The organism is Micromonospora sp. NPDC000121 (genome assembly GCF_042899165.1).
Classification (GTDB): domain Bacteria; phylum Actinomycetota; class Actinomycetes; order Mycobacteriales; family Micromonosporaceae; genus Micromonospora.
In genome coordinates this window covers 191836-210672 of the sequence record NZ_JBIAZP010000001.1, presented here as the reverse complement: position 1 = coordinate 210672, position 18837 = coordinate 191836, and the positions used below count along the sequence as shown (strand labels likewise).

Annotated in this window: 18 protein-coding genes; 10 read left to right on the top strand and 8 right to left on the bottom strand. The window is 72.1% G+C overall.

What is annotated here, in order from left to right; translation table 11 throughout:
• Positions 1-70: 70 nt before the first annotated feature.
• Positions 71-2017 carry a DNA topoisomerase (ATP-hydrolyzing) subunit B gene (gyrB, locus tag ACFY23_RS01035; RefSeq protein WP_350677716.1) on the bottom strand — a complete coding sequence of 649 codons (1947 nt, stop codon included), beginning with the start codon at positions 2015-2017 and terminating at the stop codon, positions 71-73.
• Between the two features lie 509 nt (positions 2018-2526).
• Here gyrB and ACFY23_RS01030 point away from each other — a divergent pair.
• Entirely contained in the window at positions 2527-3081 is a 555-nt protein-coding gene (locus ACFY23_RS01030) for a hypothetical protein (protein ID WP_350677718.1), read from the top strand.
• Positions 3082-3165: 84 nt separating this feature from the next.
• Here ACFY23_RS01030 and ACFY23_RS01025 read toward each other — a convergent pair whose 3' ends face one another.
• Positions 3166-3633, bottom strand: a complete 468-nt coding sequence (locus ACFY23_RS01025) for a MarR family transcriptional regulator (RefSeq protein WP_350677720.1) — start codon at positions 3631-3633, stop codon at positions 3166-3168.
• 82 nt (positions 3634-3715) lie between these two features.
• On the opposite strand from ACFY23_RS01025, the gene ACFY23_RS01020 reads away from it, so the two are divergent.
• Complete coding sequence (locus ACFY23_RS01020; RefSeq protein WP_350677723.1) at positions 3716-3943, top strand: hypothetical protein; 228 nt, start codon at positions 3716-3718, stop codon at positions 3941-3943.
• A gap of 4 nt (positions 3944-3947) precedes the next feature.
• Here the strand turns inward: ACFY23_RS01020 and ACFY23_RS01015 are convergent, their stop codons facing one another.
• The 5 genes from ACFY23_RS01015 to dnaA all read right to left on the bottom strand — a co-directional run bounded on the left by ACFY23_RS01015 (position 3948) and on the right by dnaA (position 10453).
• Positions 3948-4586, bottom strand: coding sequence for a DciA family protein (locus ACFY23_RS01015; RefSeq protein WP_350677726.1), 639 nt, complete (start codon positions 4584-4586; stop codon positions 3948-3950).
• Entirely contained in the window at positions 4576-5709 is a 1134-nt protein-coding gene (recF, locus tag ACFY23_RS01010) for a DNA replication/repair protein RecF (protein WP_350677729.1), read from the bottom strand. Before recF ends, ACFY23_RS01015 begins: the two co-directional genes overlap by 11 nt.
• 16 nt (positions 5710-5725) lie before the next feature.
• Complete coding sequence (gnd, locus tag ACFY23_RS01005) at positions 5726-6604, bottom strand: phosphogluconate dehydrogenase (NAD(+)-dependent, decarboxylating) (RefSeq protein WP_350677731.1); 879 nt, start codon at positions 6602-6604, stop codon at positions 5726-5728.
• Positions 6605-6644: 40 nt separating this feature from the next.
• The gene (dnaN, locus tag ACFY23_RS01000) at positions 6645-7778 is read right to left on the bottom strand and encodes a DNA polymerase III subunit beta (protein ID WP_350677733.1); all 1134 of its coding nucleotides are present in this window, start codon (positions 7776-7778) and stop codon (positions 6645-6647) included.
• An 809-nt stretch (positions 7779-8587) separates the two neighbouring features.
• Positions 8588-10453: a chromosomal replication initiator protein DnaA gene (gene dnaA / locus ACFY23_RS00995; protein WP_350677735.1), complete on the bottom strand. Its 1866-nt coding sequence runs from the start codon at positions 10451-10453 to the stop codon at positions 8588-8590.
• A 634-nt stretch (positions 10454-11087) separates the two neighbouring features.
• On the opposite strand from dnaA, the gene rpmH reads away from it, so the two are divergent.
• From rpmH to rsmG, 6 genes are all read left to right on the top strand, one after another.
• On the top strand, positions 11088-11225 hold the full coding sequence (gene rpmH, locus ACFY23_RS00990) for a 50S ribosomal protein L34 (protein ID WP_350677737.1): 138 nt from the start codon (positions 11088-11090) through the stop codon (positions 11223-11225).
• A 36-nt stretch (positions 11226-11261) separates the two neighbouring features.
• Positions 11262-11678, top strand: a complete 417-nt coding sequence (rnpA, locus tag ACFY23_RS00985) for a ribonuclease P protein component (protein ID WP_350677739.1) — start codon at positions 11262-11264, stop codon at positions 11676-11678.
• A gap of 44 nt (positions 11679-11722) precedes the next feature.
• On the top strand, positions 11723-11962 hold the full coding sequence (gene yidD / locus ACFY23_RS00980) for a membrane protein insertion efficiency factor YidD (protein ID WP_350677800.1): 240 nt from the start codon (positions 11723-11725) through the stop codon (positions 11960-11962).
• Positions 11963-11965: 3 nt separating this feature from the next.
• Positions 11966-12949 carry a membrane protein insertase YidC gene (gene yidC, locus ACFY23_RS00975; RefSeq protein ID WP_350677741.1) on the top strand — a complete coding sequence of 328 codons (984 nt, stop codon included), beginning with the start codon at positions 11966-11968 and terminating at the stop codon, positions 12947-12949.
• Between the two features lie 215 nt (positions 12950-13164).
• The gene (locus ACFY23_RS00970) at positions 13165-13755 is read left to right on the top strand and encodes a R3H domain-containing nucleic acid-binding protein (RefSeq protein ID WP_350677743.1); all 591 of its coding nucleotides are present in this window, start codon (positions 13165-13167) and stop codon (positions 13753-13755) included.
• Positions 13756-13873: 118 nt separating this feature from the next.
• The gene (gene rsmG, locus ACFY23_RS00965; RefSeq protein ID WP_350677745.1) at positions 13874-14644 is read left to right on the top strand and encodes a 16S rRNA (guanine(527)-N(7))-methyltransferase RsmG; all 771 of its coding nucleotides are present in this window, start codon (positions 13874-13876) and stop codon (positions 14642-14644) included.
• Positions 14645-15001: 357 nt separating this feature from the next.
• On the opposite strand, the gene ACFY23_RS00960 is transcribed toward rsmG, so the two are convergent.
• Positions 15002-15325, bottom strand: a complete 324-nt coding sequence (locus ACFY23_RS00960; protein WP_387035921.1) for a hypothetical protein — start codon at positions 15323-15325, stop codon at positions 15002-15004.
• Between ACFY23_RS00960 and ACFY23_RS00955 the strand changes: the two genes are divergently transcribed.
• Together ACFY23_RS00955 and ACFY23_RS00950 are read left to right on the top strand one after the other, a co-directional pair.
• Positions 15222-16247: a ParA family protein gene (locus ACFY23_RS00955; protein WP_387035908.1), complete on the top strand. Its 1026-nt coding sequence runs from the start codon at positions 15222-15224 to the stop codon at positions 16245-16247. The two genes, ACFY23_RS00960 and ACFY23_RS00955, sit on opposite strands and share 104 nt — an antisense overlap.
• Before the next feature lie 27 nt (positions 16248-16274).
• Complete coding sequence (locus ACFY23_RS00950) at positions 16275-17297, top strand: ParB/RepB/Spo0J family partition protein (protein WP_350677749.1); 1023 nt, start codon at positions 16275-16277, stop codon at positions 17295-17297.
• The last annotated feature ends 1540 nt before the right edge of the window (positions 17298-18837 follow it).

Below are 18837 nucleotides of genomic sequence, written 5' to 3'. Positions count from 1 at the left end.
GCCATGCTGTGGATAACTCTGTGGATCGCCGGGCCGACCGGTGGATGACCGGCCGGCCCGGCAATCCGCGTCAGATGTCCAGGAACCGGACGTCCTTGGCGTTGCGCTGGATGAACGAGCGGCGCGCCTCGACGTCCTCACCCATCAGCACGCTGAACAACTCGTCGGCGGTTGCCGCGTCGTCGAGCGTGACCTGACGCAGCGTACGCGTCGCCGGGTTCATCGTGGTCTCCCACAGCTCCGGGTAGTTCATCTCGCCGAGACCCTTGAACCGCTGGATGTCGTCCGGCTTCGCGTTCGGCTTCTTCTGCTGGCGCAGCGCGATCAGCCCGTCCCGCTCCCGGTCCGAGTACGCGTACTGCGCGTCGTCGCCCCGCTTGTTCCACTTGATCTTGTAGAGCGGCGGGGCGGCCAGGTAGACGTGCCCCAGCTCGACCAGCGGGCGCATGAAGCGGAAGAGCAGGGTGAGCAGCAGCGTCTGGATGTGCTGGCCGTCGACGTCCGCGTCGGCCATCAGCACGATCTTGTGGTAGCGCAGCTTCTCGATGTCGAAGTCGTCGTGGATGCCGGTGCCCAGCGCCGTGATCAGCGCCTGGACCTCGTTGTTCTTCAGCACCCGGTCGATCCGGGCCTTCTCCACGTTGAGGATCTTGCCGCGGATCGGCAGGATCGCCTGCGTCCGCGGATCCCGGCCCTGCTTCGCCGAGCCGCCCGCCGAGTCGCCCTCGACGATGAAGACCTCGGACTCGCGCGGGTCGGTGGACTGGCAGTCGGCCAGCTTGCCCGGCATCGAGCCGGACTCCAGCAGCGACTTGCGTCGGGCCAGCTTGCGCGCCTGCTGGGCGGCGATCCGGGCCCGGGCGGCCTGGGACGCCTTCTGGATGATGATCTTCGCCTCGGCCGGGTTCCGGTCGAACCAGTCCACCAGCCACTCGTTGCAGACCCGCTGCACGAAGCTCTTCACCGGGGTGTTGCCGAGCTTGGTCTTGGTCTGGCCCTCGAACTGCGGGTTGGTGAGCTTGACCGAGATGATCGCGGCCAGGCCCTCGCGGATGTCCTCGCCGGAGAGCTTCTCGTCGCCCTTGAGCAGCTTCTTCTCGGCGCCGTACCGGTTGACGACGCTGGTCAGCGCGGCCCGGAAGCCCTCCTCGTGGGTGCCGCCCTCGTGGGTGTTGATGTTGTTGGCGAACGTGTAGACCGACTCGCCGTACGACTCGTTCCACTGCATGGCGATCTCGACCGACATGCCCTCCTCCTCGGCGCCGAACTCGACCACCGTGCGGTGGATCGGGTTCTTCGAGGCGTTGAGGTGCCGGACGAAGTCCGCGATGCCGCCCTCGTAGTGGAAGGTCACCTCGCGGAGCTTGCCTTCCTCGCCCTCCGGGACCCGCTCGTCGAGCAGGTGGATGGTGAGGCCGCGGGTGAGGAAGGCCATCTCCTGGAGCCGCCGGTAGATGGTCTGGAAGTCGAAGTCGACCGTCTCGAACACGTCCGCGTCGGGCCAGAAGGAGACCGCGGAGCCCGTCCGGTCGGTCGTCTCGCCCTTCTCCAGCGGGGTCGGCTTGGAGTTGTGGTACTGCTGCCGCCAGACGAAGCCGGACTTGTGGATCTCCACCGCCATCTTCGTGGAGAGGGCGTTCACCACGGAGACGCCCACGCCGTGCAGACCGCCGGAGACCGCGTACGCCTTCCCGTCGAACTTGCCGCCCGCGTGCAGTACCGTCAGCGCCACCTCGACACCCGGCTTCTTCAACTTCGGGTGCAGGTCGACCGGGAAGCCCCGGCCGTTGTCGGTGACCCGGACCCCGCCGTCGGCGAGCAGCACGACGTCGATGGTGTCGCAGTGCCCGGCCAGCGCCTCGTCCACCGCGTTGTCGACGACCTCCCACACCAGGTGGTGCAGACCACGCTCGCCGGTGGACCCGATGTACATACCGGGCCGCTTGCGGACCGCCTCCAGGCCCTCGAGAACGGTGATCGACTCTGCGCCGTACTCCTGCTTGTCCTGCGCTGCCACCCTCGGCCACTTTCTCGCGCCGTGCGCGCGCCTGGTGGCGCGTCGGGCGCGGGTTCGGCGGACAGGACGCGACGTCGGCACGCGGACCGGCACCGGGGACAATTCCGGGGTACGGGTCGAACGCGCCGTTCGCCGCGGTTGCCCGCGGATCGCGATCGGCTCGACCCGGCGTGGAGAATGATCGCGGGCCCCCCACCGGGCCCGTGTGTCGTCGCTCCGCACCGGGTCATCGTCTCGGGGTCAATCTTACTGTGCAGCAGCGACAGAACCGCCACTCGGCACCCCTGCGAGGCGGCTCAGACCGACGTAGCCGGCCGAACCGCGCCGCCCGCGACTCCCCCTACACGCCAGGGCCCGATCGGGGGCGCCGCCGCCCGACGATCGGTGCCGGCCGGCGGGCAGGAGGCACCCCTCGCGCCGCGCCGACGGCCCGCGCTTGATCTTTTCGGGCCGGAACCGGACGATCAACCCGATCGAACCGACACACGCCCAATAAGAGGTGACGCCAGATGGGGCTGGACAACGTCGCGGTGCAGTGGCCGCGGACCGGCCGCTTCTACGACCCGGTCGCGCCGGCGGAGTTCGTCGACTTCGGCGACATCGTCGACATGCCGCGCATCTCCGCGCCGACCGCGGCGCTCGCCGAGCTGATCGCCAAGACCGGCACCGTCCGGGCCACCGCGTACACCGAACTGGTCGACCTGCTGCTCGGGCTCGAGGGTGTGCTCTACGCCACAGATGCCGCCGCCGAGGACGAGGACCCGGTCATCGACCCGGACGGCTGCGCCTGGATCGCCGGCGGCATCGAGCGGTTCGTGGCGGGCCACCGCCCGCACGGCGAGGCGGTGACCTTCGACTCGGTGAGCCAGGTGCTGCGGTCGCTGCTCGCCGACGGGCGGCTGGCCGAGCAGCAGTTGCGCTGGCTCGACAGCCGGCTGGACGCGCTGCGCGACGAGAGCGGCGCGCCGCCGCAGTGGAACTTCACCTGCGCCGAGCTGAGCGTGCTGGCCGCCTTCTACCGGCGCTGCGCCGACCGCGGCTTCGCCGTCTACGCCGACGCCTGACCCGGCGCCCGCGGGCCTGACCCCGTTCGCCGGCCGGACCTCGCGCGTCGGACGCGCCCCCGTCTGTCGGACGGAGCCGGCGCGTCAGGTGGCGGGGCGGGCCGCGCCGGCGCGGTTGGCGGCGGCGATGACCTCGGTCAGCACGGTGTGCAGGTGGCGCAGGTCCGCGATCGGCAGGCCGAGCCGCTCGACGATCGCGGGCGGGATCTGCTCGGCGCGCTCCCGCAGGGCAGCGCCGGCCGGGGTCAGCGTCACCGCGAGGCTGCGTTCGTCGGCGGGGTCGCGCTCCCGCCGGACGTAGCCGTTCGCCTCCAGGCGCTTGAGCAGCGGCGACAGCGTGCCCGGGTCGAGCTGCAACAGGCGGCTGAGGTCGCGTACGGACAGTGGCGCGTACTGCCACAGGGCGAGCATCACCAGATACTGCGGGTGGGTCAGCCCCATCGGTTCCAGCAGCGGCCGGTAGACCGCGACCACGCCGCGCGCGGCGACGGAGAGCGCGAAGCACACCTGCTGCTCCAGCGCCAGGGGATCCCCGTCGAAATCGTCGGGCACGGTCTGGACCTCCTCGTCGTCGCTGCTATCGTACCAATGGTTGGTGTACTAATTATTTGCACGCTAACGGAAGGGTCAGTCGATGAGCGAGGAGAAGCCGGCTCCGAAGGGCTCCGGCGAGGGTGGCTGGCTGATGTCGTGGGCCTTCCGGCGCTGGGCCGGCCCGCCGGAGGTGCAGGGCGCCATCCAGGGTGGCTCCAACGAGGCCCGCGAGGCCTGGAAGCAGGACCTGGAGCGCCGCAAGCAGTGGAGCCGCGAACAGCGCGAACGCAAGCGCGCCGAGCGCGAGGCCCGGCGCGGCGGTCACTGACCCGTCAGCCGTAGGTGTCCCGAGGGCCGCGGCCGCGTACCCGCCGGGGTCCCTTCGACCAGGAGGGCGCGGCCGGGCCGTGGATGTGCAGCTTGCGCACCACGTTGTGGCCGACCTCCCGGGCGATCTGCTGAAGCAGCGAGCTCGCCAGCAGCCGCAACTGGGTGGCCCAGGCGGTCGACCGGGCCTCCACGGTCAGCTCGCCGTCCTCCAGCTTGACCGGCCGGCTGTGCTGGGCCACCTCCGGGCCCACCACCCGCTCCCAGGCGCCGAACACCGTCGCCTCCGCCGCCGGCTGCTGCCAGCCGCGCGCCTTCACCAGCCGGTTCAACACCGCGCCGAGCGGCTGCGGGTCGCGCGGGTCCGGCCCCGGGCCTGAGTAGCCGCGCAGGCGACGCTGCGAGCCGCCGTCGTCACCCGCGCCGCCGCCGGGGGCACGCCGACGCGTGCGCGCCGCCGCCTCCCGGCGGGCCCTGGCCGCGTCGAGCACCGCCCGGGCAAGCTCCGGCCCGCTGGCGGCGGCCGGCGCGTCCCCGCCGCCCGCCGCGCCGCCGGAATCACCCGTTGTCCCGCCGGTGTCGCCGCCGGCCGACCCGCCGCGCCCCGGGCCCAGGCGGGCGGGGGGCAACTGCTCATCCGACACGGCGCACCGTCCCCTCGCCGACGGCGTACCGGACGCCGCGCAGGGACGCCGGCACGTCGTCGGCGACCGCGCAGGTCACCAGCAGTTGGCTCGCCCCGCCGACCAGCTCGGCCAACCGCTCCCGCCGGCCGGCGTCCAGCTCGGCGAAGACGTCATCGAGCACCAGCACCGGCTCGATGCCGTCGGAGCGGAGCAGGTCGTAGCCGGCCAGTCGCAGCGCCAGCGCGTACGACCACGACTCGCCGTGGCTGGCGTAGCCCTTGGCGGGCAGCGGGCCGAGGGTCAGCGCCAGCTCGTCGCGGTGCGGGCCGACCAGCGTGGTGCCCCGTTCGACCTCGGCGGCGCGGGACTCGGCGAGCGCGGCGGTCAGCGCCGCCGCGAGCGTCTCCCGGTCCGTGGTGGGCTCCGCCAGCTCCACCGAGGGCCGGTACGCGATCCCGGCCGCCCCCCGGCCGGCCGCCACCGCGTCGTACGCCTTGCTCACGTGCGGGGCGAGCGCGGCGACCAGCTCCAGCCGGCCGGCGAGCAGCTCCGCGCCGTGCCGGGCCAGGTGGGTGTCCCAGACCGCCAGGGTCGACAGGTCCCCGCCCCGCGACCCGCCCGTCTTACGGGCGAGGTACGCCGTACGCAGCAGGGCGTTGCGCTGCTTGACCACCCGCTCGTAGTCGGCGCGCACCCCCGCGTAGCGGGGCTGGCGGCTGACCAGCAGGTCGTCGAGGTAGCGGCGGCGCTCCGCCGGGTCGCCCCGGACGAGTTCCAGATCCTCCGGGGCGAACAGCACGAGCCGCAGCGCGCCGAGCACGTCCCGCGCCCGGCGGGCCGGGGAGCGACCGAGCCGCGCCCGGTTGGCCTTGCCCGGCACGATTTCCAGCTCGACCAGCAGCTCGCGCCCCTCGTGCACCACGGCGCAGCGGATCACCGCCGAGGCGGCGCCCATCCGGACGAGGGGGGCGTCCGTGGCGACCCGGTGCGAGTCCAGGGTCGCCACGTAGCCCAACGCCTCGACGAGGTTCGTCTTGCCGACGCCGTTGGCGCCGATCAGGACGTTCGCCCCCGGCTCCAGGTCCACGCCGACCCGCTCGTACGAGCGGAAGTCGACCAGTTCGAGCCGGCGGACGTACACAGGCTGTGGATACCGCTCAGCTCTTGCGCTTGACGACGGCGTGCCCGCCGAACTGCTGGCGCAGCGCGGCGACAGCCTTCATGGCCGGCGAGTCGTCCTGGCGGGAGGCGAACCGGGCGAAGAGCGAGGCGGCGATCACGTTCAGCGGCACCGCGAGCCGGACCGCCTCGTCGACCGTCCACCGGCCCTCGCCGGTGTCCTCCGTGTAGCCGCTCAGCTCGGCCAGCTCCGGGTCCTCGTCGAGGGCCCGGTCGAGCAGGTCGAGCAGCCAGGAGCGCACCACGGTGCCCTCGCGCCAGGACTTGAACACCCCCGGCACGTTGGTGACCAGCTCGGACTTCGCCAGCAGCTCGTAGCCCTCGGCGTAGGCGTGCATCAGGCCGTACTCGATGCCGTTGTGCACCATCTTGGCGTAGTGCCCGGCGCCGACCGGCCCGGCGTGCACGAAGCCGAACTCGCCCTCCGGCTTCAGCGACTCGAAGATCGGCATGAGCCGGTCGACGTGCTCCCGGGCGCCGCCGACCATCAGCGCGTAGCCGTTCTGCCGGCCCCAGACGCCGCCGGAGACGCCGACGTCGAGGTAGCCGATGCCCTGCTCGTTGAGCCGCTCGGCCCGCGGCGCGTCATCGCTGAACCGCGAGTTGCCACCGTCGATGATGATGTCGCCCTCGCCGAGGACGCCGGCCAGCTCGTCGATGGTCGCGTCGGTGACGCCGGCGGGGACCATGACCCAGACCGCGCGCGGCGACTCCAGCTTCTCCGCCAGCTCCGCCAGGGTGGCGACGTCGCTCAGCTCCGCGTTGTGGTCGAAGCCGACCACCTCGTGCCCGGCGGCGCGCAGCCGCTCGCGCATGTTGCCGCCCATTCGGCCGAGCCCTACCAGGCCGAGCTGCATGTGTTCCTACCTCCGTGCGTCGGGGTCTTCTCGGGCGCGATCAGCGGGAGACGCGGATCGGCATGATGAGGTAGCGGTACCCGGGGACGACCTCGCCATCCTCGCCGGCGGGCGAAATCACCGCGGGCTTGAAGGCGTCGACGAACGAGAGCACGGCGAACTGGGCCCCCAGGTTGGCGAGGCCGTCGATCAGGTACTGCGGGTTGAAGCCGATGGTGAGCGGTTCGCCGGTGAAGGTGGCCTCCATGGCCTCGCTGGCCCGCGCCTCCTCGGTGCCGCCGGCCTCGACCACCAGGCCGTCGGCGCTGAAGCTGAGCAGCACCGGGGTGGTCCGCTCGGCCACCAGGGCGACCCGCTTGACGACCTCGATCAGGGTGCTGACGGGCACCCGGGCCTCGGCGTTGTGGGTGGCCGGGAAGAGCGAGCGCACCGGCGGGTAGTTCGCGCCGTCGAGCAGCCGGCTGGTGGTGCGCCGGGTGCCGGCGGCGAAGCCGATCATCCCCTCGCCGGCCGCGCCCTGGGAGAGCGCCATGGTGACCTGGCCGCCGAGCGGGCCGAGGGCCTTGGCGGTGTCGTGCAGCGTCCGGGCCGGCACGAGGGCGTTGATGCTGACCTCGGGGTCGTCCGGGTTCCACGCCATCTCGCGCAGGGCCAGCCGGTAGCGGTCGGTGGCGAGCATGGCCAGCGTGCCGCCGGAGAGCTCGAGGCGTACGCCGGTCATCATCGGCAGCGTCTCGTCGCGGCCGGCGGCGACGGCGACCTGGGCGACGGCGGCGGCGAAGGCGGCCGCGTCGACGGTGCCGGCGCTCTCGGGCATCTCCGGCAGGGACGGGTAGTCCTCGACCGGCATGGTGGGCAGGGTGAACCGGGCGCTGCCGCAGACCAGTTCGAGGTGCGCCCCGACCGCGGCGATGTCCACCGGCTTGGCGGGCAGCGCCTTGGTGATCTCGGCGAGCAACCGGCCGGAGACCAGGGCGGCCCCGTCGGCGTCCCCCTGCACCTCGACGGTCACCTGGCTGGAGACCTCGTAGTCAAAGCCGGAGACCTGCAGGTTCCCGTCCGTGACGCGCAGCATCACGCCCGCGAGCACCGGTACGGACGGCCGGTTGGGCAGGCTCTTCGCGGTCCAGGCCACGGCCTCGGCGAGCGCGTCGCGCTCCACTCGGAACTTCATCAATGCCTCCGCGTCGACGTCAGCGACAACTCTCTCATGCCGACCGCTGCCTACCGACCCGCCTGTCCGTGCGGGTACCCATCGCACCTTAGGGCGCGCGGGCATCGGCTGTGCGCCCGACCCCGTGGACTCCCTGGTGCCGGAGGGCCCGCCCACGGCGGATCCGGCCAATCCACAGAAAGTCCAACGGTGGTGATTGGTTTTTGTTGTCTTAGAAGAGATAACTCGTCATCTTCATCGCACCTGTGCAAACTGTGGAGAACCGGCGTCTGTGCAGGTCAGACACGTTATCCACCGGTGGTTTGGCTGTGGAGAACCAGGGGTACAACCCGTGTCGCGATCCACAGGCGGCCGTCGCCCCCAGGTTTTCCACCGCTGTCCACCGGTTGTCCACCGGTAATCCACCGACTTTCTCCCCAGTCCTGTGGACAGGCGGAACCGGCTCGACGGGCGTCATCCCCAGAACCTTCAACAGCTCGCCCACAGGCCGACCGTCGTCGGTGGACAACGGCGGCGTTGTCCCCAGGCGTCCACAGCGTCGTCCCCAGGGTTTCTCCACAACCTGTGGGTAATCGAGGATTGTGCGGACGGTAGTTATCCACAGGCGGTGGACGACGAGCTGTGGACAACGATCCGGGCGGTGGACGGTCACGGCTTCGATGGTGTGGTCTCCACCATGTCGAGGGTCAAGCCCCGGCCGGCTGTGGAGCCCCGGGCTGGCTGTGGAGAAAGAAGAAGCGCCCGGCCGGTGGTCCGGCCGGGCGCGTTCGTCGCCCCTCGCCCGCCGCGCGCGACGGCGGGCGTACGCGTCAGGTGTTCTGCTTGATCCGGTTCGTCAGCTCGGCGATCTGGTTGTAGAGCGAGCGGCGCTCGGCCATCTGCTGGCGGATCTTGCGGTCGGCGTGCATGACGGTGGTGTGGTCCCGGCCGCCGAACGCCTGCCCGATCCGGGGCAGCGACAGGTCGGTCAGCTCCCGGCACAGGTACATGGCCACCTGGCGGGCGTTCACCAGCACCCGGGAGCGGGAGTGCCCGCGCAGGTCCTCCAGGCTGACGCCGAAGTAGTCCGCGGTGGAGACCATGATCTGGTCGGCGGTGATCTCCGGCCCGGCGCCGTCGGGGATGAAGTCGCGCAGCACCTCCTCGGCGAGCGACAGCTCGACCGTGGACCGGGTCAGGCTGGCGAACGCCGTCACCCGGATCAGCGCGCCCTCCAGCTCCCGGATCGAGTTCGACACCCGCGAGGCGATGAACTCCAACACATCCGGCGGGGCGTAGAGGCGCTCCTGCGCCGCCTTCTTCTGGAGGATCGCGATCCGGGTCTCCAGGTCCGGCGGCTGGATGTCGGCGAGCAGCCCCCACTCGAACCGGGTACGCAGCCGGTCCTCCAGGGTGGCGAGCTGCTTTGGCGACCGGTCGGAGGTGATCACGATCTGCTTGTTGGCGTTGTGCAGGGTGTTGAAGGTGTGGAAGAACTCCTCCTGGGTGCGCTCGCGGGTCTCCAGGAACTGGATGTCGTCGATCAGCAGGATGTCGACGTCGCGGTAGCGCCGCTGGAACGCGCTGGTCTTGTCGTCCCGGAGCGAGTTGATGAAGTCGTTGGTGAACTCCTCGGTCGAGACGTACCGGACCGAGCGGGCGTTGCCCAGCGTCGTGGCGTAGTGCCCGATGGCGTGCAGCAGGTGCGTCTTGCCCAGCCCCGAGCTGCCGTAGATGAACAGCGGGTTGTACGCCTTCGCCGGCGACTCGGCCACCGCGACGCTCGCCGCGTGCGCGAAGCGGTTGGACGAGCCGATGACGAACGTCTCGAACATGTACTTCGGGTTGAGCCGGTTGCCGCCGGCCTCGGGGCCGCCGGGCAGCCGGCGGTCGTCCCGACCCCCGGGCCGGTGATCTACGCCACCCCGGCCGGGCCCGCTGTCGGTGCCGGTGTCCCGGGGCAGCGCCCGGATCACGTGCTGGTCCCGGGGGGAGACGGCGTCCTCGCGGTAGCGCGGCTCGAACCCCCGGGCGTCCACGGTCGGCGGGTCCAGCCGGGCGGCCTGCTCGTCGAAGCCGCGCCGCTCGGGCGCGCGCCGGACCGGTGCCGGCCGGTCGGGCCGCGGCGGCTCGGCGAACGCCGTGCTGAACAGGGCCTCCTGACCGTCCCGGTCGCCAGGGCCGGGCCGGAGCCCGTCGTCGGCCGGCAGCGCGGTCGGGACCGGGCCGTCCGGCCGGCGCTCCGGGTGCGCCTGCTCGGGGATGAGCGGCGGTTGCTGCCCGAGGTCGAGGGCCGCGCCGTCCAGCAGGCCCACCGCCGCGCCGTCGAACGCCCCCGGCCGGTCGCCGAAGTCGCGCGGCCCGCCGTCGTGGCCGGCCGGCCCCGGCTCCGGGGCGCTGCGGTAGACGGTGCCGGCCGGGCGGCCGGAGCCGTCGTCGGGCACGCGTACGGTCACCGCGACCTGGATCGGCCGGCCCAGCCGGCGGGTGAGCGCCTCGGTGATCGCCGGGCGCAGGCGGGACTCGATCACGTCCCGGGTGAAGGCGTCCGGGACGGAGAGCAGCGCGGTGTCCTCGACGATGGCCCGCAGCCGGGTCAGCCGCAGGTACGCCCGCTGCTGCGCGGAGATGATCTCGTCGGCGAGTTCGTCGGTCGTCGCCGTCCACACCGCGGCAAGGTCGGTCGTGCCGGTCACCGTCGTGCCACCCCCTCGCCTCTGCTCCGCCGACGCCGCCGTCTTCTCCGGTCGGTCGCCCCGGGCCCGCCGCGTTCATGGGCGGAACGACACCCACCCGGACGGCCGACCGGTCCTCGTCCACAAGTTATCCACAGCCTGTGTACGTACCGATTGTGGCCGCCCGCCGGATGCGGGTCGGACCTGCCCCCTGCCTGAACGGGCGCTGAAGCGGGTTCACCGTGCCGAACGATTCACTACGTTGTCCGGTCTTGCCCGCCAGCGACGACCGGACCTTTTCGACGCTGACCGCAATCGGGCACGGTAACAGCGTTGTCCGCGCGCCATCAACCGCCGACGCGCGGCGACCCTTGGCGACATCAGCGAAAACCGCCGCTTCGCTCGTCGGCGGTGCGCCGATGTCCGCCCTGGTGGGGGTGTTTGACGGTGGTTGCCCCCCTGCGTAGGCTGGAACGGCTGCTCTCTCGCCCTCTGCTAGGGTGATGGGTGCTTGCTGTCCGCGGTCGCTTCCCCGCATCGCCGAGGTCCCGCATCGCCGGGCAGCACCGATCGGGGGCCACCGCCGAGGTGGCCTGGACCACCACACGATCCCGGCGGCCTCTCGCCCGGGGCGTACGAAAACGGAGAGCCTGACGTGAGCAAGCGCACCTACCAGCCGAACACCCGCCGGCGCGCGAAGACCCACGGCTTCCGGCTGCGCATGCGCACCCGTGCCGGCCGCGCCATCATCTCGACCCGTCGCGCCAAGGGCCGCGCCCGCCTGTCGGCCTGAGGCCGACCGGGTCAGGTCCGGGGGACGTGGGCAGTCGTGCTGGCGGCCGCACAGCGACTGCGGCGCAGCACTGACTTCGCCGCAGCGGTCCGGGGTGGCCGCCGCGCCGGCCGCGGCGCGGTCGTCGTCCACCTGAGCCTGCCGTCGACCCCCGACGCCGCGACAGCAACCTCGCCGGAGCCGGCGCGGAGCAGCGGTGCGGAGCAACCCTCCGTACCGGCCCGCGCCGGCTTCGTCGTGTCCAAGGCCGTCGGCAACGCGGTGGTCCGCAACCGGGTCCGCCGCCGCCTGCGGCACCTGGTCCGCGAGCGGCTGACGGAGCTGCCCCCCGGGAGCACCCTGGTCGTCCGCGCGCTGCCAGCCGCGGCCGAGGCGTCGTACCCGCGACTGGGCGCCGACCTGGACGCGGCGATCGCCGCCGCGCGGGCGCCCCGCGGACGGCGGTCGCGGTGACCGCCGGGCCGGCCGCGCCACGGCCCGCGACGATCGGTGCCCGGGTGCTGAGCGGGCCGATCATCGCGTACCGTCGGTGGATAAGTCCGGCTCTGCCGGCCCGCTGTCGGTTCTACCCGTCGTGCAGCGCCTACGCCCTGGAGGCGGTGGCCCGGCACGGCGCTGTCCGGGGAGCTGGCCTGACGGTCCGGCGGTTGTTGCGCTGCCACCCCTTCCACCCAGGTGGACACGACCCGGTGCCGGAGCCGGGCGGACGCCGCCGTGCCGATGTGACTGGAGCCTGAGAATTGAGTCTCGACTGGATCTACTACGCGATTTCGTGGATCCTGCTGGCCTGGCATGGGGCCTGGGACGCCATCGGGGTGCCGGACGCGGCGGTGATCGGCACCAACTGGGCCTGGATCCTCGCCATCATCTTCCTGGTGGTCACCGTCCGGGTGATCCTCTTCCCTGTCTTCGTCAAGCAGATCAAGTCGCAGCGGGCGATGCAGGCGCTCCAGCCGCAGGTGAAGGCGCTGCAGGAGAAGCACAAGGGTGACCGGGAGACGCTCCAGAAGGAGATGATGGAGCTCTACCGGAAGGAAAAGGCCAACCCGCTCATGGGCTGCCTTCCGATGTTCCTCCAGATCCCGGTCTTCCTCGGCCTGTTCCACGTGCTCCGCCGGCTCGACCCGGCCAACCCGGGCAAGACCCTCTACGGCTGGACGGTCGGCCAGTTCGAGAGCGCCTCGGCCGCGAAGCTCTTCACCGCGCCGATCGCCGGCAAGTTCGGCTCGACCGCCGACGAGCTGGCCCGCCTCGGCGCCAACGGCACCACCGTCAAGGTCATCGCCGGCATCCTGGTCCTGATCATGATGGGCACGACCTACCTCACCAGCCGCCAGATGATCCTCAAGACCGGCTGGGCCGAGGACCCGCAGCAGCGGATGATCCAGAAGCTGATGCTCTACGGCATCCCGCTGTCGCTGCTCGTCTCCGGCGCGATCTTCCCCATCGGTGTGATCATCTACTGGGTCACCAACAACCTCTTCACCCTCGGCCAGCAGCAGTGGGTGCTGCGCAAGTTCCCGCCGCCGCCGACCGCCACCGGCAAGCCGGGCACCTCGGCCCGCAACCCCGTGCAGCCCGCCAAGACCGGCGGCCTGCTGGGTCGCGCCAAGCCGGCCCCGCAGGCCCCGGCCAAGCCGGCCGCGCCGAAGGTCGCCGGCCCCAAGCCGGGCGCCAAGCCGGTCAACCCCAAGAAGGGCCGCCCCGCCAAGCGGCAGGGCTGAGGACCTCCGGGCCGCCGTCGGGAGACCGGCGGCGGCCCGTTCCGCACCGTGCAGCCGCCGTACGGCCGGCGCCGGGCGGAACCGGCCGCGCGCGGCGCGGTCACGGGCGAGACTGCCCGTACGACAGACGTGCCCGTGGGCACCGGCGACCTCCCGCCGGCCCCGGGAAACCAGCGGACCCGACGGTCCGGCCGAGCGAGTACGGAGATGAGACCGTGACCGACACCAGCACCCCCCGCGCTGAGCAGTCCCTGGACTCCGAGGGGACCGAGCCGACCGCGGTGAACGGCGAGACCGAGGAGACCGACGAGGAGTCGGCCACCAAGGAGAAGAAGCCCGCTGGCGAGAGCGAGCTGTTCCGGCAGAGCGAGATCGCGGCCGACTACGTCGAGGGCCTGCTCGACATCCTCGACTACGACGGCGACATCGACGAGCTGGTCTCCGGTGGACGTCCGGTCGTCGAGGTGGTCGGCGGCCGGTTGCAGAACCTGGTCGGCCAGCGCGGCGCCACCCTGGAGGCGCTCCAGGAGCTCGCCCGGCTCGCCGTCTTCCGGCAGACCGGCACGCCGAGCCGGCTGCTGCTCGACGTCGGCGGCTACCGGGCGAGCCGCCGCAAGGAGCTCGCCGCCGTCGCCAAGAACGCCGTCGAGAAGGTCAAGGAGTACGGCGAGCCCGTGCGCCTGGAGCCGATGTCCGCGTTCGAGCGTAAGTGCGTGCACGACGTGGTCAACGCGATGAGTGGCGTGGAGAGCGAGTCCGAGGGCGTCGAGCCGAACCGGCGCATCATCGTCCGGCCGGCGGACTGACCGGGTGACCCACGACGACACCGCGGCCGGTGCCGCGGCCGGCCCGGGTGGCACGCCGCCCGGGCCGTCGCCTGTCCGGCCCGATTCACCCGTGCCTTCCGGCGCAGCCCCATCGGCGATGGACAGCCCTGCCGCGCCGCCAGCCGACAACCGTGCCCCGTCGCCGGCCGACGCGGTGCTGCCGCCCGAGTTGGCCGGCGCGGCACGCACCCTCTTCGGCGACCGGATCGACCTGGCCGCCGCGTACGCCGAGCTGCTGGTCACCGACGGCGTGGTCCGCGGCCTGATCGGGCCGCGCGAGGCGCCCCGGATCTGGGACCGGCACCTGCTCAACTGCGCGGCGGTCGCCGAGCGGATCCCTGAGGGCGCGACGGTGCTCGACGTCGGCTCCGGGGCGGGACTGCCCGGTCTGGTGCTCGCGATCGCGCGGCCGGACCTGACGGTGACCCTGATCGAGCCCCTCGCCCGGCGCACCTCCTTCCTCATCGAGGCGGTGCAGCATCTCGGGCTGGCGAAGACGGTTCGGGTGTTCCGGGGGCGGGCAGACGAGGCGGCGACAGGGGCGACCGGGGTGGGCCCGCTCAGCGGGGACGTGGTCACCGCCCGCGCTGTCGCCCCGCTGGACCGGCTGTCGACGTGGTGTCTGCCGCTGGCCGTTCCCGGCGGTCGGCTCATCGCCCTCAAGGGTGCGTCGGCGGCCGACGAGATCGCGGAGCACGCGGAGACGGTGGCGCGGCTCGGCGGCGGGGAGCCCGAGATGCACCGCTGCGGCGAAGGGATCATCGACCCACCGACGACCGTGGTGGAGATCGTGCGGGAGCGGGTGGTCGGTCCGGTCCGACCGAAGGCGCCGAAGAGGTCGCGCGGCGGTCGGTCCCGTCGGCGCTGACTCCACGTCGGAGGCGACGGCCGCGCGGGTGCCGACCGGCGTCCCGTCGGCGGTTGCTTCGTTGAACCGGTGCGGGTGGACGGAAGGGATGAGAACCCGACGTGGACCGGCTGCGCCCGTGAGCCGTAGGCTGGCCGCGCGTCGATAGTGTGGAGCGGGCGGCAACGGACGTTCACCGGGTCCCGACCGCTCCCGCCGGGCCGTACGCTCCGCGGTGCGAGCACCACGTGCGGGCCGGTTGACGGGGTGCGGACCGACCATCCGAAGCGGGCAGGGATGACAGGTGCATGACGACGGCAGGTACGACGATCCACGCGTGACCGGATCCGCGGGCGATCCGGTTTCACGTGAAACCGACTACCCGAGCTGGTCGCCCGACGGGCCGTCCCACGGTCCGTCGACCCGACCGCCGGACTGCGACCCGATCGTCCAGCGGGACACCGCCGGCCCGGCCGGGCCGGAGCTGCCAGCCGCCCGCCCGGCGTCCGACGGGCTGCCGCGTCCGGGCAACTCCGCCGGCGGTCGGGTGATCCCCATCCGCCGCAACCCCTCGGCCTCGGCGCGGTTCGAGGCGGCCGTGCCGCAGCAGCCGACTCCGGACGCGGTGCCGGACGCCGCCCCCGAACCCGTACCCGTCACCGACACGCCCGCGTCCCCGGCCGGCGCCCACGGGCCCGCCATGACCGACGCCCCGTACGTTTCACGTGAAACCCCGACGCGCGAAGAGGATGACCCACCGTTGGCTATGGAGGCGATGCGCGCCGTGCAGATCCTGAATCCGAGTGGCGAGGTAACGATGCCTCGGCCGGAGCGGACCCGGGTCATGTGCGTCGCGAACCAGAAGGGCGGCGTGGGGAAGACCACGACCACGGTGAACCTGGCGGTGGCTCTCGCCCTGCACGGCAACCGGGTGCTGGTGGTCGACCTCGACCCGCAGGGCAACGCCTCCACAGGGCTGAACGTTCCGCACCACACCGGCGTGCCGGACGTCTACGACTGCCTCATCAACAGCGTGCCGCTGGAGGAGGTCGCGCAGGGGGTCGAGGGCATCCCCAACCTCTGGTGCGTACCGGCCACGATCGACCTCGCCGGCGCGGAGATCGAGTTGGTGTCGGTGGTCGCCCGCGAGTCCCGGCTGGCCCGGGCCATCGCCGCCTACCCCGGCCACTTCGACTACGTCTTCATCGACTGCCCGCCGTCGCTCGGCCTGCTCACGGTCAACGCGCTCGTCGCCGCGCAGGAGGTGCTCATTCCGATCCAGTGCGAGTACTACGCGCTGGAGGGGTTGAACCAGCTGATCAACAACATCAACCTGGTCCGGCAGCACCTCAATCCGAAGCTCCAGGTCTCCACGATCCTGCTCACCATGTACGACCGGCGTACGCGGCTGGCCGACGCGGTCGAGCAGGACGTCCGGAACCACTTCGGCGACAAGGTGCTCCAGGCGGTCATCCCGCGCAACGTCCGCGTCTCCGAGGCGCCGAGCTACGGCCAGTCCGTGATGACCTACGATCCGGGATCGCGGGGGGCGACGAGCTACTTCGAGGCCGCCCAGGAAATCGCCGAGCGTGGCGTCAAGGAGCCGGTGAGCCGGAATGCGTAGTGCGGAACAGTCGCTGGGAGGCGTGGCATGAAGAACCGTCCTCGGGGCGGTCTGGGTCGGGGCCTGGGGGCCCTCATCCCGACCGGACCGGCGCCGACCGTCGACCCCGCCACGGCTGACCCGGCGGCACCCGCCGCCGACGCTCTCGGCACGCCCGCCGAGGCGACGCCATCGCCGGTCAGCCCGCCCGTCGCGGCGCAGCCCGAGCCCGCGCTCAGCCCGGTGCCGGGCGCCCGGTTCGCCGAGATTCCGGTCGACGCGATCGTGCCGAACCCGAAGCAGCCCCGGCACATCTTCGACGAGGCGGCTCTGGAGGAACTGAAGACCTCGATCCAGGAGGTCGGCTTCCTCCAGCCGATCGTCGTACGACAGCTCGACGACGAGAAGTACGAACTCGTCATGGGCGAGCGGCGTTGGCGGGCCGCGCAGGCGGTCGGGCGGGAGAGCATCCCCGCCATCGTCCGGGACACCCGGGACGACGCCATGCTCCGGGACGCGCTGCTGGAGAACATCCACCGTGCCAACCTGAACCCGCTGGAGGAGGCCGCCGCGTACCAGCAGCTGCTGGACGAGTTCGGCGCCACGCACGAGGAACTCGCCCAGCGGATCGGGCGGAGCCGGCCACAGATCTCGAACACCATCCGGCTGCTCAACCTCCCGGCGCCGGTGCAGAGTCGGGTCGCCGCCGGCGTGCTCTCCGCCGGCCACGCCCGGGCGCTGCTGAGCCTCGACGACCCGACGGCGCAGGAGCAGTTGGCCAAGCGGATCGTCGCCGAAGGGCTCTCGGTCCGCGCGACCGAGGAGATCGTGATGCTGGCGGTGAGCGACGGCAGCGCCGGCAAGAAGGAGACGGCCAGGCGCCGGCCCAAGCCGCACGCGCCCGCGCTGACGGATCTGGCCGACCGGCTCTCCGACCGGTTCGACACCCGCGTCAAGGTGGACATCGGCCGGAGCAAGGGCAAGATCACCATCGAGTTCGCGACGGTCGACGACCTGGAGCGGATCGTCGGCATCATCGGCGTCGGCCAGGAGGAGGAACCGGAGGGCTGACCTCCGGCCGCCGGCCGCGTGACCCACCGGGCCACGCGGCCGTTCCATGTCCGACGGTGGCCTACCCCTCGGCGGTACGCCCACCCTGCCGGCGCCTTGGCGGTTCGTCGTGGCCACCGCCGGTGCCGGCCCGGGGTGCCGCCTCATTTGAGCGCCACGGGCCTGAGATGGGCCCGCCCTACCCGACTCCTGCTCCGTTCCACTCCTGGCGCTGTGGGGCGGCAGGAGGCGTTTCCGGCTAGCCCGACGTCCCCCGCTGTCTGGACGGGGGCGGGTGTGGTGGCAGCGGCGTCTCGGCGGTTTCACGTGAAACCGGTGCGCCCGCCGGGTGCTTGTGGGCGTGGCCGTAGGAGGCTGGTCGGGCGGTGGCTTCGGGGACGCACGCGGCTGATTGGGGCGGTGGCTTCGCAACGGCCGCCGTCACATGCGATGTGGTTCGGGTGTCATCGCGTGAGCAGCGGGCACCGGCTCCGCGAATCGCCTTGAACCAAGCGAAGTTGCGCCGGCCGGAGTGCAGCTCTCGCGCTGCGCCGGTTTCACGTGAAACGGCGTACCGAGCAGGCGCGTGGCCCGGGCCTCTCGCGCGGCACGGCCAGAGGGCTGCGCCACCGCCCGTCTGTCGCGTCCTTTGGAAGCTGCTGGCACCACCGCATCAGCGGCCGCTGTCGGGCGTCGACCGGCGCGCCGTGACGGGCCGACGCGGCGTCCGGCGCTGAGGGGCGCGGTGTGCATCCGGACGCCGGGGCCGGGCTCACCTCATGGCAGCACCGCTGCGGAGCCTTACCGCCCGCAGCCACTGCCGCGATACCGATGGCCTCGCAGCCTCATGTCCGGTACGTGGGGACCGCTGTCGCGCTGCAAGCGGAGCCGCGGCTCGACCACTCGACCGCGAACGCCTCGGGTGTGATCTAGCAGTTGGGGCGCTCGCTCGCTTGCCGCCGCAGCAAGGCCAGAGCCGAGGCGACGCCTGTCGCGGTGCATCCAACTCCGTCCGGTGGCCCCGACGCAGAGGGCTGCCAGCCGCCAGCCATCAGCCGTTGACTTCTCGGTCGTTCGAACGAATCAGCCTCAGCCACCCTCCCTCCCGGTCGGGGGTCTCGGTGCTCCACCCCTCCGGCTCCCCGTCCATCAGTCCTGTGGCTCGGACAGCAGCCGCCGCTCCCCGCCACCGCTCGGACTTGGCCCGGCCCCACGAGTTGACCGGGACAGCGCCGCCGATGCGGCGTCGGCCAGATCGGCGTCGACCTGAGGGTGGGGCGGTGTCGACGGCGCAAAGGGTCGCCACCATCGAGTGGCGCGGGGGTCGTACGACGGCCCTTGGCGGCAGCCGGTGGTTTCACGTGAAACAGGCGCTCCCCAGACGCCCGGGCGGCGCGGATCGGGGCCGGAAGTTATCCACAGCAGTTATCCACAGCCTCGCCGTGTTTCACGTGAAACTCCGCGTGAAACCCGTTGCTGGCCTGTGGATTGCCGGGTGTGTTCCGAGTCTCAGCGCCCTGTGGATATCTGTGGACAAGCCCGTAGACGGCCGCCTCGCCGC

Bases quoted from the DNA above. Each gene is read 5' to 3' on its own strand.
- ACFY23_RS01030 (WP_350677718.1), top strand. From the start codon at position 2,527: ATGGGGCTGGACAACGTCGCGGTGCAGTGGCCGCGGACCGGCCGCTTC.
- ACFY23_RS01020 (WP_350677723.1), top strand. From the start codon at position 3,716: ATGAGCGAGGAGAAGCCGGCTCCGAAGGGCTCCGGCGAGGGTGGCTGG.
- gnd (WP_350677731.1), bottom strand. From the start codon at position 6,604: ATGCAGCTCGGCCTGGTAGGGCTCGGCCGAATGGGCGGCAACATGCGC.
- dnaN (WP_350677733.1), bottom strand. From the start codon at position 7,778: ATGAAGTTCCGAGTGGAGCGCGACGCGCTCGCCGAGGCCGTGGCCTGG.
- rsmG (WP_350677745.1), top strand. From the start codon at position 13,874: ATGGACAGCCCTGCCGCGCCGCCAGCCGACAACCGTGCCCCGTCGCCG.
- ACFY23_RS00960 (WP_387035921.1), bottom strand. From the start codon at position 15,325: ATGGCGGGCCCGTGGGCGCCGGCCGGGGACGCGGGCGTGTCGGTGACG.
- ACFY23_RS00950 (WP_350677749.1), top strand. From the start codon at position 16,275: ATGAAGAACCGTCCTCGGGGCGGTCTGGGTCGGGGCCTGGGGGCCCTC.